This is a genomic window from Pseudomonas sp. GL-B-19 (assembly GCF_019956415.1).
GTDB lineage: Bacteria > Pseudomonadota > Gammaproteobacteria > Pseudomonadales > Pseudomonadaceae > Aquipseudomonas.
The window spans coordinates 1-23,832 of record NZ_JAHBDK010000017.1 but is presented as its reverse complement, the minus strand read 5'-3'; the positions used below and the strand labels follow the sequence as shown (position 1 = coordinate 23,832).

Sequence of the window (23,832 nt, the reverse complement as noted above, 5' to 3'; positions counted from 1 at the left end):
CCTGGGTTTGGCGGTCAGCAGGTCTGCTTGAATGCCATGGACTGATATCAGCCTTGCGAATGATGACAGACAGTGTTGGCGGGCCTGTCTAGATTGACGGTTCCGGGGACAGTGAGACCCCAATAACAATAAAAGAGACGGACCCATGCAGAACTCGACCCAAGCGGCGAATGCCTGGCGCATTCTGTTCCTGTTGTTTCTGGCCAACTTGTTCAACTTCTTCGATCGCACCATCCCCGCCATCATTATCGAGCCGATCCGCATGGAATGGCACCTCAGCGACTTTCAGTTGGGGATCGTCGGCACCGCTTTCACCCTCGTTTATGCAATAGCCGGCCTGCCTCTGGGGCGGATGGCCGATACCGGTTCGCGAAGCAAATTGATGGGTTGGGGCCTGGCGGTCTGGAGCGGGTTGACGGCGGTCAACGGGCTGGTGGGCAGCTTCTGGAGTTTCCTGATCGTGCGCATGGGCGTCGGTATCGGTGAAGCCAGTTATGCCCCCGCCGCCAACTCGCTGATCGGCGATTTGTTTCCGGCGCATCGCCGGGCGCGGGCGATGGGCATCTTTATGCTGGGCTTGCCGTTGGGGTTGCTGCTGGCATTCTTCACCATCGGCGCAATGGTCAAGGCGTTCGACAGCTGGCGCGCGCCGTTCTTTATCGCGGCGGTGCCGGGGCTGATCCTGGCGATCTTCATGTTCTTCATCAAGGAGCCGAAACGCGGCGCAGCAGAAGCGGTGCAGGTGTCCCAGGAACGCATAGACCGGCCGATCCGCCGGGTGCTGGCGGTGCCGACTTTTCTGTGGCTGGTGATGGCGGGGTTGTGTTTCAACTTTGCGACCTACGCCTGCAACTCATTTTTGGTGCCGATGCTGCAGCGCTACTTCCTGATGCCATTGCAGGAGGCTGCGGTAGCAACGGGTGTAATCGTCGGCGTCACCGGCCTGTTCGGTCTGACGCTCGGCGGTTGGGTCGCCGACAAGATTCATCAGCGGGTGGCCAACGGGCGGCTGTTGTTTGCAGGGTTCAGCCTGATTATCTCGACCCTGTGCACGGCGTGGGCGCTGCATTCCGGCCGAATCGAGATTGGTGTATTTGTGGCGGTCTTCAGTGTGGGCTGGTTGTTTGCCTATAACTTCTATACCTGCGTCTACACCGCGATTCAGGACGTGGTCGAGCCACGCCTGCGGGCCACGGCGATGGCGCTGTTCTTTGCCGGCCTGTATTTGCTGGGCGGTGGTTTGGGGCCGGTGGTGGTGGGTGGTTTGTCCGACCACTTTGCGCACACGGCGATGCTGTCGGCCGGTGCAGAGCAGATGACCGAGGCGTTCAAAGCGGTCGGGCTGCATGACGCGATGTACCTGATTCCGGTGGCGTTGTTCTTCACCATGGTGTTTCTGTTTATGGCATCGCGGTGTTTTGTGCGGGATGCGAAGCGGATGAAGGAAGGGTTGGTGGCGGTAGTTGAGCCTGGAGTTGCTGTGGCGACTGCCTAAAGGGGTTCACTTTTGGTTTTGTCTGCTACCCGCTTAGGGGTGGCAGACACTAGCAGCCCGATTACGCATAAATAAAGAATAATTCCCGCAATGCCAGCAATCGTATCGTATACGAATCCGGCGATCACCAGTATGCCCAGCAATGATGAGATAAATATCATTAAATTTGATGCCAGATAAACGAACAGCCTCAGGCCAAATGACCGGGGTCTGATAAATATTGAAGTAAGCATTCCTACAACTACGCAGGCGATTGCTAGGATTCCGATGCCTTGGAGTGCCACCGTAAGCATAATTGCCGCGGACAAACCTTCTTTGTCCGATAAATCGTTTATATTGGGGGGGACTTGGACCGCTACTGATAATAAGCAGATCCAAGCTCCTATAAATAGAGCGATAGCCGTCAGTAAGCGTTGATACGGGCGCATAAAGATCCTTGTTAAGAATGCGTTGCCGGTCGCGCAGCCTGCACGCGACCGATTTGAGTGAGTGTTGGTTTTTGATGCAGCTAAATGGTCGGAGGATCTATTTTGTAATTAAGTATTGTTGAAGCTAACGATCAATGGTGATTACGTGGGTTCCCTTGATGGCTATTTGGTACGGTTGTGCATTTAAGTATTTTTCAACTACAGCGAGCACGCTGGTAGAAGCTTCACCTATCAATGAGCGCCACGTACCTAAATTACCGTCAAATACATCGTGATAAGATCGGGCTCCACCATTAAAGTTTATCCTTCCACTCTCATTTTTCGTGATGGTACCTTCAATTTTTAGCGTGATGTTACCAAGCCATGCGCCAGTCAGCCAAGAATTTGGAAATGTGTCAAAAGGCACTTTATCAATTGCGATTGCTGTTTTGCCGACTGGAGCAGAAGCAAACGCGGACTCCAGCATTGGAATTGTCGTGCTAGAGAGATTCAAGCTCAAGCTATTGATGTTCGTTTCGGCTGTGGCTCCTTTTCCAAAAAGGAAATGGCCAAAGGCAGCCAATGGAGTTAAAAGTCCCGCAGACAATCCTACGGATTCCGGAACAGATCCCGCTTTAAAGTTGTTAGTTGCATAATGCAACGCTTGAGCAGGCGACAAATTCGGATTCAAGCAAATATAGTTGTCAGCAAATGGAATGGCTTGCATGTCACGGATTATGGATTGAACTATGCTGGTGGCAACTCCATTTTTAATATAGGACTTTTGTTCGTTGGTGATCTTTATGATCATCTCCCGCCACATACCTTGGCCATAGAAAGCGTTGCGTTCTTGTTGTTGAGCGGTAAAAATCAGTGCAGGGTTTGGTGCGGGCCAAGTGACTCCTCGTGGTGGGGAATATCCTGGTGCTGCAGCTGTAATGTTGAGGGGAGGGAGAGTTAATCCATTACTCATTGTAAAATCCTAAAATATTTTATGGTTGTCAGTAGCGTGTGCTACGTGTATCGCTCGCGCCTGGTGCGGCGGTCTGTGTTTTTATACTAGTATGTTAATAGTAAGAATGGGTCTGAGAGTTGAGTAGGAAAGTTCTTTTTGGGCGTGGAGAAGAGGCGGCGTTAAATGTATTTGTTGCTGCTCTATGGTTGTAACGAATTGTCCTATTCGGTTGTCAGAAACGTCCTGCGTAATTATTAGAAAGCTCTGCTTGGAAGTTTGAAATCTTGAACTGACAAGACCAAGAATTCGTACAATAAAAAAGGCCCGCATCGCTGCGGGCCTTTTTTATTGACGGAGTAGATGCGGAAGATTAACCCGCTACCAACACCCGAATCGCTTCCAGTCGCAGTGCAGCCTTTTCAAGCATGGCCAACCCTTGCTCGCGCTGTTTGCGCAGGGCAACCAGTTCGCTGTCGCGTACGGTCGGGTTGACGGCTTGCAACGCTGTCAGGCGCGCCAGTTCTTCTTCGGTGTCAGCCGCCAGACGACGCTGCGCCTCGGCAACACGCTCGGCATGACGCGGGAAGATCTTCTCTTCGCCAGCATTGATCCGTGGCGTCAACTGATCACGCTGAGCCTGGATGAACTTGTTGGCGCTGGCGCGCGGTACGCTTTCCAGTTGATCGTTCAAGGTCTCGAACGACACGCGGGCCGAGAGATCATTGCCATTGGTATCGAGCAGGCAGCGCAGGGCGGCCGGTGGCAGGTAACGGCCCAGTTGCAGCGAACGCGGGGCAACCACTTCGCTGACGTAGAGCAGTTCCAGCAACACGGTGCCAGGTTTGAGCGCCTTGTTCTTGATCAGCGCCACGGCGGTGTTACCCATCGAGCCGGACAAGACCAGGTCCATGCCGCCCTGAACCATCGGGTGCTCCCAAGTGATGAACTGCATGTCTTCGCGAGACAGCGCCTGATTGCGGTCGTAAGTGATGGTCACGCCTTCGTCGTCGCCGAGCGGGAAGCTGGCGTCGAGCATTTTTTCGCTCGGCTTGAGGATCAGCGCGTTTTCCGAATGGTCTTCGCTGTCGATGCCGAATGCATCGAACAGGGTTTCCATATAGATCGGCAGGGCAAACTGATCGTCCTGCTCAAGAATGTCTTCAACCAGTGCGTCACCTTCACCGGCACCGCCGGAGTTGAGTTCCAGCAAGCGGTCGCGGCCGGTGTGCAAGTCAGCTTCCAGACGCTCACGCTCGGTGCGGGCTTCGTCGATCAGTGCTTGCCACTCGCCGTCGTCAGCCTCTTCCAGAAGCGGCAGCAGGCGCGGGCCGAACTGATGCTGCAAGGCGTTGCCGGTCGGGCAGGTGTTGAGGAACGCGTTGAGCGCTTCGTGATACCACTGGAACAGGCGCTCTTGCGGGCTGGTTTCCAGATACGGCACGTGCAGTTCAATGGTGTGCTTCTGGCCGATTCGGTCCAGACGACCGATACGCTGCTCCAGCAAATCCGGGTGCGACGGCAGATCGAACAGCACCAAGTGGTGCGAGAACTGGAAGTTGCGACCTTCACTGCCGATTTCCGAGCAGATCAGCACCTGTGCACCGAATTCTTCATCGGCGAAGTACGCGGCGGCGCGGTCACGTTCGAGGATGTTCATGCCTTCGTGGAAGACCGTGGCCGGAATCCCGGAACGTACGCGCAGGGCGTCTTCCAGGTCCATGGCGGTTTCGGCGTGGGCGCAGATCACCAGTACTTTGGTGCGCTTGAGCATTTTCAGGGTGTCGATCAGCCACTCGACGCGCGGGTCGAATTTCCACCAGCGTTCTTCTTCACTGGCGTCCGGCTGGGCCTGGAAGCTGACTTCCGGGTACAACTCGGCGTGATCGCCCAGTGGCAGTTCGAGGTATTCGTCAGGGCATGGCAGCGGGTACGGGTGCAGTTTGCGCTCCGGGAATCCCTGCACGGCGGCGCGGGTGTTACGGAACAGCACGCGGCCGGTGCCGTGGCGATCCAGCAATTCGCGAACGAGGCGGGCGCTGGCTTCGGTGTCGCCGTCGTTCACGGCGGCCAGCAGGGCTTCGCCTTCGTTGCCGAGGAAACCGTGAATGGTCTTGTGTGCTTCAGGCGACAGGCGCCCTTTGTCCAGCAGCTCCTGAACGGCTTCGGCTACCGGGCGATAGTTTTCGCTTTCGGCGCGGAAGGCGGCCAGGTCATGGAAACGGTTCGGGTCGAGCAGGCGCAGACGGGCGAAGTGGCTGTCCTGACCCAGTTGTTCCGGGGTCGCAGTCAGCAACAGCACGCCGGGAATGGTCTCGGCGAGCTGCTCGACCAACGTGTATTCCGGGCTGGCGTTGTCTTCATGCCACACCAGGTGGTGGGCTTCGTCGACAACCATCAGGTCCCAGCCGGCAGCAAACAGCGCATCCTGAGCCTTTTCGTCTTCGACCAGCCACTCAAGTGCGACCAGCGCGAGCTGGGTGTCTTCGAACGGGTTGGCGGCATCGCTTTCGATGAAGCGTTCTTCGTCGAACAGCGCGACTTGCAGGTTAAAGCGGCGGCGCATCTCGACCAGCCACTGGTGCTGCAGGTTCTCGGGAACCAGGATCAGCACGCGGTTGGCGCGGCCCGAGAGCAGTTGGCGATGGATCACCAAACCGGCTTCGATGGTTTTACCCAAGCCTACTTCGTCCGCCAGCAGAACGCGTGGCGCAATGCGGTCGGCGACTTCACGGGCGATGTGCAATTGGTGCGCGATCGGTTGCGCACGTACGCCACCGAGGCCCCAAAGAGCGGACTGCAATTGGCGGCTGGTGTGTTCCAGGGTGTTGTACCGCAGGGAGAACCAGGCCAGCGGGTCGATCTGCCCGGCGAACAAACGGTCGCTGGCCAGACGGAACTGAATGAAGTTCGACAGCTGGGTTTCCGGCAGGGTGACCCCTTCGTTCTGCGCGTTGAGGCCGTGGTAGACCAACAGGCCATCGACATCGTCGACTTCCTGGACGGTCAGTTTCCAGCCTTCGAAGTGAGTGATCGAGTCACCGGGTGAAAACCGCACGCGGGTGAGGGGCGCATTCCTTAGCGCGTACTGGCGAGTTTCGCCAGTGGCCGGGTAGAGCACGGTCAACAAGCGGCCGTCCTGTGCCAGAACGGTGCCTAAACCCAGCTCGGCTTCGCTGTCACTGATCCAGCGTTGCCCCGGTTGATACTGCTGCGCCATGCTGCCTGACTCCCACCTTGAAAAAGCGGGCTATCTTAACGGAATGAGACCTTCAGGGCCAAAGGACTCTCATAAAAACTCGCAGTCTTACGTTAGCCCAACGAAACCATGCCCGCAGGCCAGGGCACCCATTCGTGTCAAACGGGTCACAGTTTGCGACCGATGGCTCAAGTCGCCATCCTCGCGGCCGACAGCCTGCTGACAGGAGACTAATAATCATGCTGCCACCGATGCTCCCCTTGAGTGCCGTGCCGATCACCTCACAGCAGGACCCGATTCGTCAGCGCCCGGATATTCCGCCGGTGGTGCCGGTGCAGGAGAGTTCCAACGAAAGCACGATCGACTTGCAACAGCGCGATCCCGAGGAAGCCGCTTTTCAGCTGCGCGAGGAGCAGCGACGCAAGCAGGAGCGCGAGCGTCGCCGTCGCGAGGCCGATGAAGACCCGGAGGAACATCTGGCGATTCCCGGTGACGAACTGAATGCCGACAACACGGTACCGGTGGCGCCGTTGATGGAAGATCAGCCGCGTCAGGGCTTGTGGGTCGATATTCAGATTTGAGGTTGCGGCTGGTCAGCGCGGCCGTCAGACCGCATTATTAGGGCAACCCTGTCAAACGATGCACAGAGCACCATGAGCCAAGACGATAAGCTGATTGATCTCAATTCTGAACGCGCCAAGCGGGTTCACGACCTTAATGAAAAACGTCTGAACGAAGTTCGTCAGGCGTTTGAGCAGGCGATGCCATTGGGTAAAACCAAGAAGAAACCGAAGAACAAGCCGAAAAAGCGTTGAAGTACCCTGCATCTTTTGATGCAGGTCAGTTATTTTCCCTCCTTTACGTCCGGTCTCGGGCGACATTGATCCAGGTCAATTTTCTCATCTGCCTGTTTAGTTAACTTAGCCCTATCGCAACAGAGCAAGTCCTGGAGGCCAGTCATGTTTTTCGACAACGTGGTGTTCGCCGGAGTGCTGACTGTCAGCCTCATGGTTATGTTTTTCGCAGGATTAGGAATTTTTATCTGGAAAGATTCGCACAAGCGCAAATCTTAGTTCTTTCCGGATGTAATGAGCACGCAAGGCATTTTGGGCAACTTCGGTTGCCCTTTTTTTTTCCTGTAATTTATATCTGGCAATACAAAACCCTTGTAGGAGTGAGCCTGCTCGCGATAGCGGTGTGTCAGTCACGTTAATGCTGGATGTGCCGCCGCCATCGCGAGCAGGCTCACTCCTACAAGGGTTCTCCGTTGAATTTGAAATTGCGCCCACAAAAAAGCCCGACTCAATGGTCGGGCTTTTTCATGATTCAGCGATGGATCAGCTACCCAGCGCCTTCGACGCCAGCCAGAACAGGCCGGCCGACAGGGCCACCGTCGCAGGCAGGGTCAGGACCCAGGCCAGCAGAATGGTTTTCACCGTGCCGCCTTGCAGGCCGCTTTTGTTCGCGACCATGGTACCGGCCACGCCCGAGGACAACACGTGGGTGGTGGACACCGGCAGGCTGAAGATGTTGGCCAGGCCGATCATGCACGCGGTGGTGATCTGCGCCGACATGCCTTGGGCGTAAGTCATGCCTTGCTTGCCGATCTTCTCGCCGATGGTCAGTACCACGCGCTTCCAGCCAACCATTGTGCCCAGGCCCAACGCCAGTGCAACCGCCAGAATCACCCAGAACGGGGCGTATTCGGTGGTGGTGGTCAAGTCTTTGCGCAGTTTGTCCAGATCAGCCTTTTCACGGGCATTGAGGGTAGGCAACTTGGCGACTTTTTTTGCCGTGTCATCCAGGCAGAGCAGGTAGCGACGTACTTCGATGCGGCTTTCCGACGACAACGAGTGGTAGTCCGATACACCTTTGAGGGTGCCGAGCAGGGCGGTGATGGTCGGTTCGGTCTGTTGCGGGTTGCAACGGAATTTTTCCGGCAGATCACCCTCTATGCTTTTGCCCAGCGCCAGGTATTCACCCAGGGTGTCGGCGTTGCGCTTGTAGAACTGGCTCAGGTGCAGGGTCGCATCGCGAGTCCGTTCGATCTGGTAAGTCGTGCTGCTCAGGTCGAGTACGAACTGCGCCGGCACGATACCGATCAATACCAGCATGATCAGGCCGATACCTTTCTGGCCATCGTTGGAACCGTGCACGAAGCTCACGGCCATGGCCGAGATCACCAGGACCAGGCGGTTCCAGAACGGTGGGTGCTTCTTGTCGTCGAGCTTGCGGCGCTGGTCCGGCGTCTTGTGCATCTTGGACAGTGGACGCCACCATTTAAGGCCGATCAACACCAGTGCTGCGACGAGGAAGCCGGCCATTGGCGAGAACACCAGGGAGGCACCAATATCGATCGCCTTTTGCCAGTTCACGCCATCGGCCAGCGGAATGTCGTTGATCAACGCGTTGGCCAGGCCGACACCGAGGATCGAACCGATCAAGGTGTGGGAGCTGGACGCCGGGATACCGAAGTACCAGGTGCCCAGGTTCCAGGTGATGGCGGCAGCAAGCAGCGAGAACACCATGGCCAGTCCGTGACCGGTGTTCACATTGATCAGCAGTTCTACCGGCAGCAGGTGGACGATGGCGTACGCCACGCCAACACCGCCCAGCAGCACGCCGAGGAAGTTGAACACACCGGAAAAGAACACCGCCAGATGAGGCGGCATGGCTTTGGTGTAGATAACAGTAGCCACCGCGTTTGCGGTGTCATGAAAGCCGTTGATGAACTCGAAGGCGAGGACAAAGGCCAGGGCGAGCAAGAGGCTCACAAGCACCCAAGCATCAAGTCCGCTGAATAAATCGATCATGAAGGTTTTCTGACCCGGTCGTAAGGGGGCGCGATTATGCCAGAAAAGACTGCTAATCAATGCACTTGCTTCTCATCGGTAACATTCTTCAACGAATTAATTTGTGGCGATAGCCTATCTCCCAGCGTTTTACCGGGTTTTGCAACTCATTGAATTCATAGGGAAATACAGCAGGCGCAAGGGTTTCTCTCGTGAAGTCGAGAGGTTTAAACGCCTGTGGGAAATATCTGAGAAGAGGGTCAGAAAGGAGCCATTTACCTCATCCGATGGGTGAGGTAGCCGCTGCCCGCGTGTAGCGGGCGCGAAAGGCTTCATCAATGCAACCCGCTTTTAACGGGAGCAGACGCAGACCCTTGAAAGGATTTGGACCGAGGCGGTCAAGGCTCTTCGGCTTTGAGTTCCTTTTCCATCTTCTGCAATTCCTGAGTGAACGCCTGATCCTGAACGGTGGCGCGTTTACGCCAGGGTTTACGTTCCGGTTCGGGCTGGGCGGCGTAGGTGGTGACTTCCCCGCCGTAAACTTCCTTGTAACGTTGTTCCTGGCGCTCAAGTTCCGCGCGCAGTTCGTCTTTCGTCACAGTGCTACCTGTATGAGTTGAGATTAATTCTGGTGAAACGCGCTGCATCGAATCTATTGACCACACTCGCGGAAGGGACAATGCCAAAAGCATCGTTTTACGGCATGCGAACAATACTTCCTTGTTGCAGGCGGCCACGGCACCAGAGAAAAACAGCTGACGTAGCATCAGTTACCTGTTTCAGCGAGGACGTTGGCGGAGCATATGAATGAGCGCCAAGCGCTTGCTGCGGGCAGCAACGGTAGAATACCGGGCTGTCCAGTGGTGCAACCAGTACATAAAAATCGGGTTACCACTGAGGTGTATTATAGCGGTCGATTCGAAGAACACTATCATTTGAGAGTTAAAAGTAGTTCTTCGTGTGTGACGGTTTTGTTTCTCACAACTTTCTACGTTAATAAGGTGGCCGATGATGTCACTTTGCAGTGATGTCTTTCTGGTGCCATGAAGTCGATAAGTCAGGCCGAATACATGACTTTTCAAGTCCGTGATCGAACACAATTAAAAGCATCTAGTGGTCAGCGCGAAAATCAGCGGTGAACAGGCTGGGCCGGGTGCAGGGTTGATTGCGATTATCGGTCTTTGGTTCGATAATCGCCCAATCTCGGCGATCCCTGTCTTGTCTGATGAAGCAGGGGCCGCGTGTAATAACTGCTGATCCGCCTCGGAAAGGACCTGTCATGAACGATCAAATGCGCAACTCCTTCACTTCAGTCGCGCCGCCGATTGTCGCCTCACCTGCCAAGCGAATTCAGGCCCTGACCGGCGACCCCGATTTCATGACCTCTCTGGCTCGTGGCCTGGCGGTGGTGCAAGCGTTTCAAGAGCGCAAGCGGCATCTGACCATTGCCCAGATCAGTCATCGCACAGAAATTCCCCGCGCGGCCGTGCGACGTTGCCTGCATACCTTGATCAAACTCGGCTACGCCACCACCGACGGTCGTACCTATTCGCTGCTGCCCAAAGTGCTGACCCTGGGCCATGCCTACGTGTCTTCGACGCCTTTGGCTGTGTCGGCCCAGCCGTACCTGGACCGCATGAGTGAGCAACTTCATGAGGCGTGCAACATGGCCACGCTGGAAGGCGATGACATCTTGTACATCGCCCGTTCGGCAACGACTCAACGGCTGATTTCGGTCGACCTTTCAGTGGGCGGCCGCTTGCCGGCCTATTGCACTTCAATGGGGCGGATTCTTCTCGCCGCGCTGGATGACACCTCGTTGCGCGAATACCTCGATCATGCGGAGCTGCAAGCCAAGACCAGCCGCACCCTGCACACGCCCGAGGCGCTGCTCGAATGCCTGCAAGAAGTGCGGCAACAAGGCTGGTGCATCGTCGATCAGGAACTGGAACAGGGCCTGCGCTCGATTGCCGTGCCGGTGTACGACGCTTCTGGTCAGGTGGTGGCCGCCTTGAACGTCAGCACCCACGCCGGCCGTGTCAGTCGCAATGAGCTGGAGCAACGATTCCTGCCTGGACTGCTCAGTGCCAGCCGCGACCTCAGCGCGCAGCTCTTCGCCTAAGCCCCCGTTCCAAGCCCTCTGTCTAAGCTGTTCGATAAACGCACAGACTTGCGTTTATCGAATTGACGGTCTTTCCCCAGGATCATTACTGTCGCGGCAGCGCCGGCCCAGGCTGGCAAATGTCCGACTGCGTTCTTGTGTGGAATAAAAATAATGAACCAGCCCCAGTCTGCTGTAGGTAACTGCCTCGACGTGCAGTCCTTCATCAATGCTCAACCCATTTCGCGCTATCAGTGGCGAGTGGTGATCCTGTGTTTCCTGATTGTCTTCCTTGATGGCCTCGATACGGCGGCCATGGGCTTTATTGCGCCTGCGTTGTCGCAGGATTGGGGCATCGACCGCGCCAGTCTTGGCCCTGTCATGAGTGCTGCGTTGATCGGCATGGTCTTCGGCGCACTGGGTTCTGGCCCGTTGGCGGACCGTTTCGGGCGTAAAGTCGTATTGGTCGGCGCGGTGTTGTTGTTTGGTGCCTTCAGTCTGGCGTCGGCCTACAGCACCAATGTCGATCAATTGCTGGTGCTGCGCTTTCTCACCGGCTTGGGCCTTGGTGCCGGCATGCCGAACGCCACGACATTGCTGTCGGAATACACCCCGGAGCGCAAAAAGTCCCTGCTGGTGACCAGCATGTTCTGCGGCTTCAACCTCGGCATGGCCGGCGGCGGGTTTATCTCGGCCAAGCTGATCCCTGCGTTCGGCTGGCACAGCCTGCTGCTGATCGGCGGGATTCTGCCGCTAATCCTCGCGGTCGTCCTGTTGTTCTGGCTGCCGGAATCGGCGCGCTACCTGGTCGTTCGTAATCGCGGCACTGACAAAGTACGCAAGACCCTGGCGCCCATCGACCCGAGCGTTGTCGCTCAGGCTTCGAGTTTCAGCGTGCCGGAACAGAAAACCGTAAAAGCCCGCAACGTGTTCGCGGTGATCTTCTCGGGCACTTACAGCACCGGCACATTATTGCTGTGGCTGACCTACTTCATGGGCCTGGTGATCGTTTACCTGCTGACCAGTTGGCTGCCGACGCTCATGCGTGACAGCGGCGCGAGCATGGAGCAGGCAGCGTTCATTGGTGCACTGTTCCAGTTTGGCGGTGTGCTGAGTGCGGTGGGCGTGGGTTGGGCGATGGACCGGTTCAATCCGCACAAAGTCATCGGCATTTTCTACCTGCTGGCCGGGGTGTTTGCCTACGCGGTGGGGCAGAGCCTGGGCAACATTACGCTGTTGGCGACGTTGGTGCTGGTGGCGGGCATGTGTGTCAACGGTGCGCAATCGGCGATGCCATCGTTGGCGGCGCGTTTTTACCCGACCCAAGGGCGGGCGACTGGCGTGTCGTGGATGCTGGGAATTGGCCGTTTCGGCGCGATTCTCGGTGCGTGGATGGGCGCGACATTGCTAGGGCTGGGCTGGAATTTCGAGCAAGTGCTGACGGCGCTGGTGATTCCGGCGGCGTTGGCGACCACGGCGGTGGTGATCAAGGGCATGGTCAGTCATGCGGATGCGACTTGAGGGGCTGATCCAGGATTTTTGGTGAGCTTGATGACCTCATCGCGAGCAGGCTCGCTCCCACAGGGGAACGCGGTCAACTGTGGGAGTGAGCCTGCTCGCGATGCTTTTGATGTTATCGATAGCGAGACAACAATATGTTCGATAAACGAACACATAGTCGATTATCGGATTGTTTGGTGTTTTTCAGGGGCTTAATCTCTAGGCACTCCGGCGCTGCGCATCGCGCCTTTTTCTTCCACTGTCGGTTCATAACAAAACGGGAGCCTGCCCCATGGCTGAAATCCTTTCGCTGCACGACGCGGTGAAGCAATTCGTAAACGACGGCGATACAGTCGCGCTCGAAGGCTTTACTCACTTGATCCCTACGGCGGCGGGTCATGAAATCATTCGTCAGGGCAAGAAAGACCTGACACTGGTACGCATGACCCCGGACCTGATCTACGACCAGTTGATCGGCGCCGGTTGTGCTCGCAAGTTGATTTTCTCCTGGGGCGGCAACCCGGGTGTGGGATCGCTGCACCGTCTGCGTGATGCCGTCGAAAAGCAGTGGCCGCACGCGCTGGAGATCGAAGAACACAGCCACGCCGACCTGGCCAATGCCTACGTCGCTGGCGCCTCTGGCCTACCGTTCGCGGTGCTGCGGGCCTATGCCGGTTCTGACCTGCCGAAGGTCAATCCTCTGATCAAAACCGTCACCTGCCCGTTTACCGGTGAAGTGTTGGCAGCCGTGCCTTCGGTGCGTCCGGACATCACGGTCATTCACGCGCAGAAAGCCGACCGCAAAGGCAACGTGCTGCTGTGGGGCATTCTCGGTGTGCAGAAAGAAGCCGCACTGGCCGCCAAGCGTTGCATCGTCACCGTCGAAGAAATCGTCGACGACCTCAATGCCCCGATGAACGCTTGCGTACTGCCGACCTGGGCCTTGAGCGCAGTTTGCCATGTACCTGGCGGCGCGCATCCTTCCTACGCTCATGGTTACACCGAGCGTGACAACCGTTTCTACCAAGCCTGGGACCCGATTGCCCGCGACCGTGAAACCTTCACGGCGTGGATCAACGAATACATCCACGGCTGCGCTGACTTCAGCGAGTTCCAGGCCAAGCTGGCCGCTGCTTCGGAGGCCAAGTAATGACCTACACCACCAATGAAATGATGACTGTTGCCGCTGCTCGCCGTTTGAAGAACGGTTCGGTGTGTTTCGTCGGCATCGGCCTGCCGTCGAAAGCGGCCAACCTGGCGCGTCTTACCTCCTCGCCAGATGTGGTCCTGATCTACGAATCGGGTCCGATTGGCGCCAAGCCAAGCGTATTGCCGCTGTCGATTGGTGACGGTGAGCTGGCGGAAACCGCCGACACCGTGGTCCCGACCGGTGAGATTTTCCGCTATTGGTTGCAGGGCGGGCGCATTGATGTCGGCTTCCTCGGCGCTGCGCAAGTCGACCGTTTCGGCAACATCAACACCACCGTGGTCGGCGATTACCATGCGCCGAAAGTTCGTCTGCCGGGTGCTGGTGGCGCACCGGAGATTGCCGGTTCGGCCAAAAGCGTACTGATCATCCTCAAGCAGTCGGCGCGTTCGTTTGTCGACAAACTCGACTTCATTACATCGGTCGGCCATGGCGAAGGCGGTGATTCACGTAAGCGTCTCGGTCTGCCGGGCGCCGGTCCGGTGGGCATTATTACCGACCTGTGCATCATGGAACCGGAAGCCGGCACCCATGAATTTGTGGTCACCGCGCTGCACCCAGGCGTGACCCGTGAGCAAGTGGTCGCCGCCACCGGTTGGGCGATTCGCTTCGCCGACACGGTTGAAAACACGGCCGAGCCCACTGAGATCGAACTCACTGCTCTCAGGGATCTGGAAGCTCGCACTGCTGCCGCCCACGGCCAAGCACCCGGAGAAGCCTGATGCGTGACGTTTATATCTGCGACGCCATTCGCACCCCCATCGGCCGTTTCGGCGGCGGTATGTCGGCGGTTCGCGCTGACGATCTGGCCGCTGTGCCGCTCAAGGCGCTGATGGAACGCAACCCGTCGGTGGACTGGAACGCGGTGGACGAGGTGTTCTTCGGCTGCGCCAACCAGGCCGGCGAAGACAACCGTAACGTTGCCCGCATGGCGTTGCTGCTGGCCGGGCTGCCGGAAACCATTCCGGGCGTCACGCTCAACCGCCTCTGCGCGTCGGGTATGGATGCCATCGGCACCGCATTCCGCGCGATCGCCAGCGGCGAAATGGAGTTGGCAATTGCCGGCGGTGTCGAGTCGATGTCCCGCGCACCGTTCGTGATGGGCAAAGCCGACGCGGCGTTCTCGCGCAACATGAAACTGGAAGACACCACCATCGGCTGGCGTTTCATCAACCCGTTGATGAAAGCGCAGTACGGCGTGGATGCTATGCCGCAGACCGCCGATAACGTGGCCGACGATTACGAAGTGTCTCGTGAAGACCAGGACGCTTTTGCACTGCGCAGCCAGCAGCGCACAGCCGCCGCGCAAGCCGCAGGATTTTTCGCCGAAGAAATCGTTGAAGTGCGAATTGCCCACAAGAAGGGTGAAACAGTCGTCACGCAGGACGAACATCCGCGCGCCGACACCACACTGGAAATGCTGGCCAAACTCAAACCGGTCAACGGCCCCGACAAAACCGTCACCGCGGGCAATGCTTCGGGCGTGAACGATGGTGCGGCGGCGTTGATTCTGGCGTCCGCCGAAGCGGTGAAAAAACACGGCCTGACCGCCCGCGCCAAAGTGCTGGGTATGGCGAGTGCCGGCGTTGCGCCTCGGGTGATGGGCATCGGCCCGGTCCCGGCGGTGCGCAAACTGACCGAGCGTCTTGGCTTGGCGGTCAGCGATTTCGACGTGATTGAACTGAACGAAGCCTTCGCCAGCCAGGGCCTGGCAGTGTTGCGTGAACTGGGGCTGGCGGACGACGCGGCGCAGGTCAACCCGAACGGTGGCGCCATTGCCTTGGGCCATCCGCTGGGTATGAGCGGTGCGCGTCTGGTGCTGACTGCGCTGCATCATCTGGAAAAAACCGGTGGCAAGAAAGGTCTGGCGACCATGTGCGTCGGTGTGGGTCAGGGTCTGGCCCTGGCGATCGAACGCGTCTGACACGCCGCGTCGAGAAATAAGAACAGAGGAAAGCGAAATGACTGACAAGCCTGGTTACCGCCGCCCGCAGGAGGGCACTCAGCCCGACTACCTGCACCCGACGTATCAATCCACCAACCTGCGCTCGCCGTCCAAGCCGTTGGTGTTTTTGCCGCACTCGCTGTCGGAAATCACCGGCCCGACCATCGGCGCCGATCGCGTTAACGAGACGGACAACGACCTGACCGTTCAGCACCAGGGCGAGCCACTGGGTGAACGCATCATCATTCACGGTCGCGTGCTGGATGAAAACGGTCTGCCGGTGCCGGGGATTCTGGTGGAAATCTGGCAGGCCAACGCCGCCGGTCGCTACAACCACGTCCGCGACCTGCATGACGCGCCGCTGGACCCGAACTTCACCGGCACCGGCCGCACCGTGACCGACGCCGATGGCTGGTATCAGTTCCAGACCATCAAGCCCGGCGCCTATCCGTGGGGCAACCACCACAACGCGTGGCGCCCGGCGCACATCCATTTCTCGCTGTTCGGGCCGAGCATTCTGACGCGCCTGGTCACCCAAATGTATTTCCCGGGCGACCCGCTGCTGGCCTACGACCCGATCTACAACTGCGTGCCCGATACCAGCGCCAAAGAGCGTTTGATCGCCACGTTCGATCTGGAAAAAACCATCCCTTCCTATGCCCTCGGTTATCGCTGGGACATCGTCTTGCGCGGCCGCGATGCCACGCCGATGGAGAAATAAGATGACGCTGAACGCGACCACGTCCCACACCGTCGGGCCGTATTACCACATTGGCCTGACCTGGCTGAACCGCGAAGACCTGACCGTGGAGAAAACCCTCGGCGAGCGCGTGGCGATCACCGGGCAAGTCATCGATGGCAACGGCGATGTCGTCAACGACGCGATGCTGGAAGTCTGGCAGGCCAACGCCGCCGGCAAGTACGACCATCCGGAAGATGATCAGGATAAACCGCTGGACCCGAACTTCGAAGGTTTTGGCCGGGTGCCGGTGGATGCCGAAGGGCGCTTTCGTTTCACCACCATCAAGCCGGGTACGGTTGAAGGCCTGAAAGGCTCGACCCAGGCGCCGCACTTGGTGGTGTTGGTGTTTGCGCGCGGGTTGGTCAAGCACTTGCTGACGCGGATTTACTTCGATGGCGAACCGGCCAACGTGGCGGATCCACTGCTGGAATGTGTACCGGCCGAGCGCCGCAGTACATTGCTGGCGAAGCAGGATGCGTCGGGTGTTTATCAGTGGAATGTGATTTTGCAGGGCACTGACGCGGAGACGGTGTTCTTCGATTACTGAGAACACCGCAAAGCCCTGTAGGAGTGAGCCTGCTCGCGATAGCGGAGTGTCATTCAGCATTGATGGCACTGATACACCGCAATCGCGAGCAGGCTCACTCCTACAGGGGACAGCATTGCCAACTTGGGAACGGGATTGTTACGAAGTGTGTCTAGACTCTCACTGTCCCCATTGAGTGAAAAACAATGACAACGCCCACGGCTATTACAGCTCACTACACCGGTGAAGAACGCAGCAAGCGGATCTTTGCCATTGTCGGCGCTTCGTCCGGCAACCTCGTGGAATGGTTCGACTTCTACGTCTACGCCTTTTGCGCGATCTATTTTGCACCAGCCTTTTTTCCGTCCGACAACCCTACGGTGCAGTTGGTCAACACCGCTGGCGTATTCGCCGCCGGGTTCCTGATGCGCCCTATCGGCGGCTGGATTTTCGGCCGGCTGGCGGACAAGCACGGGCGCAAGAATTCGATGTTGATCTCGATTCTGATGATGTGCTTCGGTTCGTTGCTCATCGCGTGCCTGCCGACCTACAACAGCATCGGAGTCTGGGCGCCGATCCTGTTGCTGTTCGCGCGTTTGCTTCAAGGTTTATCGGTAGGCGGGGAGTACGGCACTACCGCAACCTATATGAGCGAAGTCGCGCTCAAGGGCCAGCGCGGCTTCTTCGCCTCGTTCCAGTACGTGACGCTGATTGGTGGGCAGTTGCTGGCGGTGTCGCTGGTGGTGATTCTGCAACAGTTTCTCAGCGAGGATGAATTGCGCGCCTACGGCTGGCGGATTCCGTTCGTGGTCGGTGCGTGCGCGGCGCTGATTTCGCTGTACCTGCGTCGTTCGCTGAAAGAAACCAGCAGCAAGGAAATGCGCGAAAACAAGGACGCCGGCAGCATCAGTGCGTTGTTCCGCGACCATAAAGCCGCGTTCATTACCGTGCTCGGTTATACCGCCGGCGGCTCGCTGATTTTCTACACGTTCACCACGTACATGCAGAAGTACCTGGTGAACACCGCTGGCATGCCGGCCAAGACCGCCAGTTACATCATGACCGGCGCACTGTTCCTTTATATGTGCATGCAGCCGTTGTTCGGCATGCTCGCCGACAAGATCGGCCGGCGTAACTCGATGCTCTGGTTCGGCGCCCTCGGCACCTTGTGCACCGTGCCAATTCTGTTGAGCCTGAAAAGTGTCAGCAGTCCGTTCATGGCCTTTGTGCTGATTACTGTGGCGCTGGCGATCGTGAGTTTTTACACCTCGATCAGCGGCCTGGTAAAAGCCGAAATGTTCCCGCCGGAAGTACGCGCACTGGGCGTCGGCCTGGCGTACGCGGTGGCGAACGCGATCTTCGGTGGTTCGGCGGAATACGTTGCCTTGAGCCTGAAAGCCGTGGGCATGGAAAACTCCTTCTACTGGTACGTTACGGTGATGATGGCGGTGGCGTTCCTGTTCAGTTTGCGTCTGCCGAAACAGGCAAAGTATTTGCACCACGACCTTTGATCTTTACGCGCGGGCCTGACGGGCCCGCGCCTCCAGGGACTGTTTATGAACGAGCGACCGGGCAATCAATTGTTCGATGCCTATTTCACTGCGCGCGATATGCGTGAGGTGTTTTGCGATCAAGGCCGCGTACAGGCCATGCTCGATTTCGAAGTCGCGCTGGCCCGGGCCGAGGCGCGTGTCGGGCTGATTCCGCCAACGGCTGTCGCCCCCATTGAAGCCGCGTGTCAGGCCGGGCTTTACGACTTTGCCGCCCTCGGCGAGGCGATTGCCACCGCGGGCAATTCCGCCATTCCATTGGTCAAGGCGTTGGGCAAGCAGATCGCGGCCAGTGATGCCGAAGCCGAACGCTATGTGCATTTGGGCGCGACCAGCCAGGACGTGATGGACACCGGGCTGGTGTTGCAATTGCGCGGGGCGCTGGCGCTGATCGAAAGTGATCTGGCGCAACTGGGCGACACCCTCGCAACTCAAGCCGAACGTCATGTCGCCACACCCTTGGCCGGCCGCACTTGGTTGCAGCATGCAACACCGGTCACCCTCGGCATGAAAATCGCCGGTTGGCTGGGCGCGGTCACTCGCAGCCGTCAACGCTTGCAAGAGCTCAAGCCACGTCTGTTGGTGCTGCAATTCGGCGGCGCCTCCGGAACCCTGGCGGCCCTGGGTGCAAAGGCGATGCCGATTGCTGAAGCATTGGCCGAGGGACTGCAACTGACCTTGCCGGATCAGCCTTGGCACACCCAGCGTGATCGTCTGGTGGAGTTTGGCTCGGTGCTGGGATTGATCGCCGGCAGCCTGGGCAAACTCGGCCGCGACATCAGCCTGTTGATGCAAACCGAGGCGGGCGAAGTCTTCGAACCTTCGGCGCCGGGCAAGGGCGGTTCCTCGACCATGCCGCACAAGCGCAACCCGGTCGGTGCAGCAGTGCTGATCGGTGCGGCGACGCGTGTGCCGGGCTTACTCTCGACACTCTTCAGCGCGATGCCGCAGGAACACGAACGCAGCCTCGGTCTATGGCATGCCGAGTGGGAAACCCTGCCAGAGATTTGCTGCCTGGTGTCCGGCAGCCTAAAGCAAGCATTGCTGGTGGCGCAGGGACTGGAAGTGGACGCGAATCGCATGGCTCGCAACCTTGATTTGACCCAAGGCCTGGTGCTGGCCGAAGCGGTGAGCATCGTGCTCGCCCAACGAGTCGGCCGCGACACCGCGCATCATCTATTGGAACTCTGCTGCAAACGTGCGGTGGCTGAACAGCGTCATCTGCGCGCCGTCCTCGGTGACGAGCCGCAAGTGACTGCCGAGCTTTCTGCTGCTGAACTTGATCGTCTGCTGGACCCCGCCCATTACCTCGGCCAGGCCCAGACCTGGGTCGAGCGGGCGGTGGCTGAACATTCTGCGTTGACTGCCTGAAGGAGATTGCTGTGGCTTTTGTACAACTCGCCGAGGGCGAACTGCACTACCAAATTCAAGGGCCGCAACTCGATGGGCCTGAAGATGCACCGGTGTTGGTGCTGTCCAACTCGCTGGGCACCGACCTGCACATGTGGGACGCACAGATTGCAGCGTTCACCGAACACTTCCAGGTGTTGCGTTTCGACACCCGTGGCCACGGCCAATCGCTGGTGACACCGGGCCCGTACAGCATCGAGCAACTGGGCCGCGACGTCTTGGCGCTGCTGGATGCGTTGCACATTGAACGCGCGCATTTCTGTGGTCTGTCGATGGGCGGTTTGATCGGCCAATGGCTGGGGATCAATGCCGGTGATCGATTGAATAAACTGGTGGTGTGCAACACCGCCGCGAAAATCGGCGATCCGTCGATCTGGAACCCGCGCATTGAAACCGTACTGCGCGACGGTCCGGCCGCCATGGTCGCGCTGCGTGATGCTTCGATTGCGCGCTGGTTTACTCCGGACTTTGCCGCCGCCAATCCTTCTGCTGCGAAGCAGATCACTGACATGCTGGCCGCCACTTCGCCTCAAGGCTACGCGGCTAATTGCGCGGCGGTGCGTGATGCCGACTTCCGTGAGCAGTTGTCTTCGATCAAGGCGCCGCTGCTGGTGATCGCCGGCACTGAAGACGCGGTCACGCCGCCGTCTGGCGGACACTTCATTCAAGAACATGTGCCGGGCGCCGAATACGCCGAGTTCTATGCTGCGCACTTGTCCAACGTCCAGGCCAGCGCCGCATTCAGCGAGCGGGTCCTGGCGTTTTTGAACGCTCATTAAGGGGATTGTTGTGGACGAGAAACTACGTTACGACGAGGGCATGAAAGTCCGTCGCGCAGTACTCGGCGACGCTCACGTCGACCGCAGCCTGAACGCGCTGACCGAGTTCAACTCGGAATTTCAGGAGATGATCACCCGCCACGCCTGGGGTGACATCTGGACCCGCCCGGGACTGGCGCGCCACACCCGTAGCCTGATCACCATTTCCATGCTGATCGGCATGAACCGCAACGAAGAACTCAAACTGCACCTGCGCGCCGCCGCCAACAACGGCGTGACCCGTGGCGAGATCAAGGAAGTGATCATGCAGAGCGCGATCTACTGCGGCATCCCGGCAGCGAATGCGACGTTCCACTTGGCGGAGTCGGTTTGGGATGAGTTGGGGGTTGAGTCGCGGGAGTAACACTCCAGTTTTTTTTGGTGTATGTGCTGACGCCATCGCGAGCAGGCTCACTCCCACATTGAAATGCAGTCTAATGTGGGAGTGAGCCTGCTCGCGATGGCAATGCCATGGCTTACACAGTGGCAACTATGAAAACCCGCTTGAACGGAAACAACGTATGCCCATCTCCCTCCTGGGGGTAATGCGCATGCACCCGCATCGTGAAGTGATAGATGAACCTGGCCTGTTCGTCATCCTCCAACCCCTGCATCACCGCCCGCAACGCCGACACCTTGATCCAGTCATAAATTGGCGACTTGCCATCAACGACCTGTAGCTGCTCGGTTTCCCAGATATCCAGCGTGGCGCAGAGCGGCGCCAGCAAACGGTAGTAGTCCTCCAGCGACAACAGCGGCCGCCGCGCCATGCTTTCACGTAGCTGCGGTGTCCCTAGCGGTTGACCGTTGTGGCCGCCGCTGTCGAGGGTGTCGAGCATCAGCTGATACCACACCGCATCGCGCCAATCGGGCATGTGCGCCGCCAGACAGCCGCCCGGGTTCAAGTGCTTGAGCAATCGAGGCAACAGCTGTGGATGATCGTCGATGAAATGCAGCACGGCGGCGGCAAACAGCAGATCGGCGGGTTGTTCGGGTTGCCAGTTTTGTAGGTCGCACTGCTTCCACCGGGCCTTGATCGGCAAACACCTGGCCTCCTGAAGCATTTGCTCCGAACTGTCGATACCCAACAGGTGCGCTCGGGGCCAGCGCTTGGCCAAAACCTGCGTCGCAATGCCTGTGCCGCACCCCAGGTCGTAGATGCGTTTGGGGTTTTTGATATCGACACGGTCGAGCAATTCGTTGACCGGTCGTTGTCGAAGTCGGGAGAATTGCTGATAGGCCTTGGCGTCCCAGTCGGTAGTGCTTACTGAAACCTTAAGCTCTCGTTGCGTGGGCATGAGGTGCTCCTCTCTGTCCATGAGTGGTTAGGCACATGCATCCGATTTTTTTATTTCACGATAGATACCGTTCCATAACCTGATTCGGTGCTCGATAGCGTCAATGGCCGCCCGCAGTGCTTTTTCCCGCACCTGCGGCGTGATGATTGATCGAGACAACATTTTTTGTGCACCTGGTCCGTGGTCGCCACTGTCCACTTCGATGTGTCGATTCAGGTAGAAAGTCAACTTGGGCGCTTGTTGAGCCGTTAGCCCCCAGCGTTCCATTAAGGTCTTGAACATTTCGGGGATCGGGTCTTCGCGGCCAAAAAGAAAGCTGCTGGCCACTTCGGCAGTCGAGGCGTTGCGTGCGGTCTTAATAGTGTGTTTAACAAACGTCTGTACGTAAGCGGGAACGCGGGCTTGGTTTAGTGACTTCCCTAGGGCATAAGAACGGGAGAATTGACTGATAAACGTCTCGATTTTTTCAGTGGGCGCACTGACTTCGCCCATTGCATCGAGGTACAGACGGAAATGACTGGCCGGCTGGCCATCATGGCCAATGTCCGATTCTTCGCCGGTAATGATTTCATTGATGAGGCGTGCGCTATCTTCATTCAGCACCGGCATCCAGGGTAGTTCGACACAGGTGAAGTCGCGTTGCAGGCGCTTGGCCAGGCTCATGAAGTCCCATACTGCAAATACATGGCGACTCATGAATATTCTGACGTGTTCGACCGAACGAATAGAGTCATAAATCGGGTGTTGGGCCAATCGATCCTGATACGGCCTGAGCTCTTTTTCAAACATGGCTTGCGTCCTTGCAGAGAGATTTAAAAGCACTGTGCAGCACAGCGTTAAATGGCATTGCGCGGTTGACGAAGATCTGCAAAAAGTCGTGACCATGCCTTAGGTGACGGCAGCATTAATCCAGTCACTTTTTTATAAGCTCGCCATTCATTTCCAAAAATGGACTCGAGACGTTTGTCCATGTGCCATGTACCCAAATACATATAGATCGTGGTGCCGACCGAAAAAAGCAATGTGTCGTAGGTCATGATCGGGTGGGCCCAGAAAAACAACATCAGAAAAGTATGATGGGGGAAACGTATGTATCGTTTGATGCCTTGTACGTTCATTCGGTAAGGCGCAGGGGCTTTTTGACCTCTTAATTTGGCAATTAATTGGTGAGCACCGAGCCACTGCCAAAATGTGGAGGTATAACGAAAGCAGTAAATAGTGAGGCCCAATAGAGTCACCATTGATAACGCTGCAAAGTGAAACAGCGGGCTGCCAGGAATCAAGACATAGATATAATGCCCAGAGGGTTGCCAGTAAATGATGCCGAGCGCCAGTGTGGCGGCAGAAAACACACACATACCGATGTTCCAACTCCATTCCGGGAAAAATATTTCGTAAAGTTTCATCGCCGGCCGGGTTGTCAGGCAGGAGTGGACGAAGCCATAAGAAAACATAATCAGTGTATCGATCTGCCACCAGCTCATAGTATTTCCTTCCATGGTTGTCATCTGCTGAATGTTGCGTTAGGCAGATATTAGAAATTTGGTGGGTGGCCATCTACTGTTAGAACTAACAGGTTTTAAGTCGTTTTAATAATAGAAGGGCGTTAGATTGGTTATAAGATTATCCGGCAACGAAAGCATGTTCGACGATTTTGAATAAGCCACTTCCGATGTGGCTTGGTGTTTTGGATTTTCGTGGTGGGATGCCCTTACAACAAACTGATCGGATAGTTGATGATCACCCGGTTCTCGTCGAACTCATTGGTGCTGAAGCTCTTGCGGATGCTCGCGTTGCGCCATTTGACGTTGAAGCTCTTCAACGGGCCGCTTTGTATGGTGTAGGCCAGTTCCGATTCGCGGCCCCATTCCGTGCCGTCGGTGATGGTGC

At 57.5% G+C, this 23,832-nt stretch carries 23 protein-coding genes; 15 read left to right on the top strand and 8 right to left on the bottom strand.

The window, feature by feature from the left end:
* Nucleotides 1-145 precede the first annotated feature (145 nt).
* Nucleotides 146-1,495, top strand: a complete 1,350-nt coding sequence (locus KGB06_RS04985) for a spinster family MFS transporter (RefSeq protein WP_223512226.1) — start codon at nt 146-148, stop codon at nt 1,493-1,495.
* Between the two features lie 552 nt (nt 1,496-2,047).
* Here KGB06_RS04985 and KGB06_RS04980 read toward each other — a convergent pair.
* Nucleotides 2,048-2,875, bottom strand: coding sequence for a lipid II-degrading bacteriocin (locus tag KGB06_RS04980; RefSeq protein ID WP_223512224.1), 828 nt, complete (start codon nt 2,873-2,875; stop codon nt 2,048-2,050).
* A 352-nt stretch (nt 2,876-3,227) separates the two neighbouring features.
* Nucleotides 3,228-6,074, bottom strand: coding sequence for an RNA polymerase-associated protein RapA (gene rapA, locus KGB06_RS04975; RefSeq protein ID WP_223512223.1), 2,847 nt, complete (start codon nt 6,072-6,074; stop codon nt 3,228-3,230).
* 218 nt (nt 6,075-6,292) lie between these two features.
* Between rapA and KGB06_RS04970 the strand changes: the two genes are divergently transcribed.
* The 3 genes from KGB06_RS04970 to ccoM all read left to right on the top strand — a co-directional run bounded on the left by KGB06_RS04970 (nt 6,293) and on the right by ccoM (nt 7,126).
* On the top strand, nt 6,293-6,634 hold the full coding sequence (locus KGB06_RS04970) for an aspartate-semialdehyde dehydrogenase (protein ID WP_219096872.1): 342 nt from the start codon (nt 6,293-6,295) through the stop codon (nt 6,632-6,634).
* Nucleotides 6,635-6,706: 72 nt separating this feature from the next.
* The gene (locus KGB06_RS04965) at nt 6,707-6,868 is read left to right on the top strand and encodes a hypothetical protein (protein ID WP_223512222.1); all 162 of its coding nucleotides are present in this window, start codon (nt 6,707-6,709) and stop codon (nt 6,866-6,868) included.
* Between the two features lie 144 nt (nt 6,869-7,012).
* Nucleotides 7,013-7,126, top strand: coding sequence for a cytochrome c oxidase subunit CcoM (ccoM, locus tag KGB06_RS29970; protein WP_317849332.1), 114 nt, complete (start codon nt 7,013-7,015; stop codon nt 7,124-7,126).
* Between the two features lie 264 nt (nt 7,127-7,390).
* On the opposite strand, the gene KGB06_RS04960 is transcribed toward ccoM, so the two are convergent.
* Together KGB06_RS04960 and KGB06_RS04955 are read right to left on the bottom strand one after the other, a co-directional pair.
* Complete coding sequence (locus KGB06_RS04960; protein ID WP_223512221.1) at nt 7,391-8,866, bottom strand: inorganic phosphate transporter; 1,476 nt, start codon at nt 8,864-8,866, stop codon at nt 7,391-7,393.
* A 377-nt stretch (nt 8,867-9,243) separates the two neighbouring features.
* The gene (locus tag KGB06_RS04955) at nt 9,244-9,444 is read right to left on the bottom strand and encodes a hypothetical protein (RefSeq protein WP_007935837.1); all 201 of its coding nucleotides are present in this window, start codon (nt 9,442-9,444) and stop codon (nt 9,244-9,246) included.
* A 680-nt stretch (nt 9,445-10,124) separates the two neighbouring features.
* On the opposite strand from KGB06_RS04955, the gene pcaR reads away from it, so the two are divergent.
* The 11 genes from pcaR (at nt 10,125) to pcaC (ending at nt 21,008) form a co-directional block, all read left to right on the top strand.
* A complete protein-coding gene (pcaR, locus tag KGB06_RS04950; RefSeq protein WP_007947281.1) occupies nt 10,125-10,967 on the top strand; it encodes a pca regulon transcriptional regulator PcaR in 843 nt (280 codons plus the stop codon).
* A gap of 153 nt (nt 10,968-11,120) precedes the next feature.
* Nucleotides 11,121-12,467 carry an MFS transporter gene (locus KGB06_RS04945; RefSeq protein ID WP_223512220.1) on the top strand — a complete coding sequence of 449 codons (1,347 nt, stop codon included), beginning with the start codon at nt 11,121-11,123 and terminating at the stop codon, nt 12,465-12,467.
* Nucleotides 12,468-12,738: 271 nt separating this feature from the next.
* Nucleotides 12,739-13,596: a CoA transferase subunit A gene (locus KGB06_RS04940; RefSeq protein ID WP_223512219.1), complete on the top strand. Its 858-nt coding sequence runs from the start codon at nt 12,739-12,741 to the stop codon at nt 13,594-13,596.
* Nucleotides 13,596-14,375: a CoA-transferase subunit beta gene (locus KGB06_RS04935; RefSeq protein ID WP_223512218.1), complete on the top strand. Its 780-nt coding sequence runs from the start codon at nt 13,596-13,598 to the stop codon at nt 14,373-14,375. The genes KGB06_RS04940 and KGB06_RS04935 overlap by 1 nt, the downstream gene beginning before the upstream one ends.
* Nucleotides 14,372-15,577, top strand: a complete 1,206-nt coding sequence (gene pcaF, locus KGB06_RS04930; RefSeq protein ID WP_223512359.1) for a 3-oxoadipyl-CoA thiolase — start codon at nt 14,372-14,374, stop codon at nt 15,575-15,577. The genes KGB06_RS04935 and pcaF overlap by 4 nt, the downstream gene beginning before the upstream one ends.
* 37 nt (nt 15,578-15,614) lie before the next feature.
* Complete coding sequence (pcaH, locus tag KGB06_RS04925) at nt 15,615-16,319, top strand: protocatechuate 3,4-dioxygenase subunit beta (protein ID WP_223512216.1); 705 nt, start codon at nt 15,615-15,617, stop codon at nt 16,317-16,319.
* A gap of 1 nt (nt 16,320) precedes the next feature.
* Nucleotides 16,321-16,887 carry a protocatechuate 3,4-dioxygenase subunit alpha gene (gene pcaG, locus KGB06_RS04920; protein ID WP_223512214.1) on the top strand — a complete coding sequence of 189 codons (567 nt, stop codon included), beginning with the start codon at nt 16,321-16,323 and terminating at the stop codon, nt 16,885-16,887.
* Between the two features lie 185 nt (nt 16,888-17,072).
* A complete protein-coding gene (locus tag KGB06_RS04915; RefSeq protein ID WP_223512212.1) occupies nt 17,073-18,377 on the top strand; it encodes an MFS family transporter in 1,305 nt (434 codons plus the stop codon).
* 45 nt (nt 18,378-18,422) lie between these two features.
* On the top strand, nt 18,423-19,787 hold the full coding sequence (locus KGB06_RS04910) for a 3-carboxy-cis,cis-muconate cycloisomerase (RefSeq protein WP_223512211.1): 1,365 nt from the start codon (nt 18,423-18,425) through the stop codon (nt 19,785-19,787).
* 11 nt (nt 19,788-19,798) lie between these two features.
* Complete coding sequence (gene pcaD / locus KGB06_RS04905) at nt 19,799-20,605, top strand: 3-oxoadipate enol-lactonase (protein WP_223512210.1); 807 nt, start codon at nt 19,799-19,801, stop codon at nt 20,603-20,605.
* A 10-nt stretch (nt 20,606-20,615) separates the two neighbouring features.
* On the top strand, nt 20,616-21,008 hold the full coding sequence (gene pcaC / locus KGB06_RS04900; protein WP_223512209.1) for a 4-carboxymuconolactone decarboxylase: 393 nt from the start codon (nt 20,616-20,618) through the stop codon (nt 21,006-21,008).
* 112 nt (nt 21,009-21,120) lie between these two features.
* On the opposite strand, the gene KGB06_RS04895 is transcribed toward pcaC, so the two are convergent.
* The 4 genes from KGB06_RS04895 to KGB06_RS04880 form a co-directional block, all read right to left on the bottom strand.
* On the bottom strand, nt 21,121-21,942 hold the full coding sequence (locus KGB06_RS04895; protein ID WP_223512208.1) for a methyltransferase domain-containing protein: 822 nt from the start codon (nt 21,940-21,942) through the stop codon (nt 21,121-21,123).
* A gap of 27 nt (nt 21,943-21,969) precedes the next feature.
* Nucleotides 21,970-22,731 carry a DUF3050 domain-containing protein gene (locus KGB06_RS04890; RefSeq protein WP_223512207.1) on the bottom strand — a complete coding sequence of 254 codons (762 nt, stop codon included), beginning with the start codon at nt 22,729-22,731 and terminating at the stop codon, nt 21,970-21,972.
* A 47-nt stretch (nt 22,732-22,778) separates the two neighbouring features.
* Nucleotides 22,779-23,426, bottom strand: a complete 648-nt coding sequence (locus KGB06_RS04885) for a hypothetical protein (protein ID WP_223512206.1) — start codon at nt 23,424-23,426, stop codon at nt 22,779-22,781.
* Nucleotides 23,427-23,653: 227 nt separating this feature from the next.
* Nucleotides 23,654-23,832: OprD family outer membrane porin (locus KGB06_RS04880; RefSeq protein WP_223512356.1), on the bottom strand; the 179-nt coding region annotated here is incomplete at its 5' end.

Coding starts and splice junctions, on each gene's coding strand:
- KGB06_RS04960 (WP_223512221.1), bottom strand. CDS start 8,866: ATGATCGATTTATTCAGCGGACTTGATGCTTGGGTGCTTGTGAGCCTC.
- KGB06_RS04970 (WP_219096872.1), top strand. CDS start 6,293: ATGCTGCCACCGATGCTCCCCTTGAGTGCCGTGCCGATCACCTCACAG.
- pcaR (WP_007947281.1), top strand. CDS start 10,125: ATGAACGATCAAATGCGCAACTCCTTCACTTCAGTCGCGCCGCCGATT.
- KGB06_RS04965 (WP_223512222.1), top strand. CDS start 6,707: ATGAGCCAAGACGATAAGCTGATTGATCTCAATTCTGAACGCGCCAAG.
- KGB06_RS04985 (WP_223512226.1), top strand. CDS start 146: ATGCAGAACTCGACCCAAGCGGCGAATGCCTGGCGCATTCTGTTCCTG.
- KGB06_RS04915 (WP_223512212.1), top strand. CDS start 17,073: ATGACAACGCCCACGGCTATTACAGCTCACTACACCGGTGAAGAACGC.
- KGB06_RS04980 (WP_223512224.1), bottom strand. CDS start 2,875: ATGAGTAATGGATTAACTCTCCCTCCCCTCAACATTACAGCTGCAGCA.
- KGB06_RS04945 (WP_223512220.1), top strand. CDS start 11,121: ATGAACCAGCCCCAGTCTGCTGTAGGTAACTGCCTCGACGTGCAGTCC.
- KGB06_RS04890 (WP_223512207.1), bottom strand. CDS start 22,731: ATGTTTGAAAAAGAGCTCAGGCCGTATCAGGATCGATTGGCCCAACAC.
- KGB06_RS04895 (WP_223512208.1), bottom strand. CDS start 21,942: ATGCCCACGCAACGAGAGCTTAAGGTTTCAGTAAGCACTACCGACTGG.
- rapA (WP_223512223.1), bottom strand. CDS start 6,074: ATGGCGCAGCAGTATCAACCGGGGCAACGCTGGATCAGTGACAGCGAA.
- KGB06_RS04935 (WP_223512218.1), top strand. CDS start 13,596: ATGACCTACACCACCAATGAAATGATGACTGTTGCCGCTGCTCGCCGT.
- KGB06_RS04885 (WP_223512206.1), bottom strand. CDS start 23,426: ATGAGCTGGTGGCAGATCGATACACTGATTATGTTTTCTTATGGCTTC.
- KGB06_RS04940 (WP_223512219.1), top strand. CDS start 12,739: ATGGCTGAAATCCTTTCGCTGCACGACGCGGTGAAGCAATTCGTAAAC.
- pcaH (WP_223512216.1), top strand. CDS start 15,615: ATGACTGACAAGCCTGGTTACCGCCGCCCGCAGGAGGGCACTCAGCCC.
- KGB06_RS04910 (WP_223512211.1), top strand. CDS start 18,423: ATGAACGAGCGACCGGGCAATCAATTGTTCGATGCCTATTTCACTGCG.
- ccoM (WP_317849332.1), top strand. CDS start 7,013: ATGTTTTTCGACAACGTGGTGTTCGCCGGAGTGCTGACTGTCAGCCTC.
- pcaG (WP_223512214.1), top strand. CDS start 16,321: ATGACGCTGAACGCGACCACGTCCCACACCGTCGGGCCGTATTACCAC.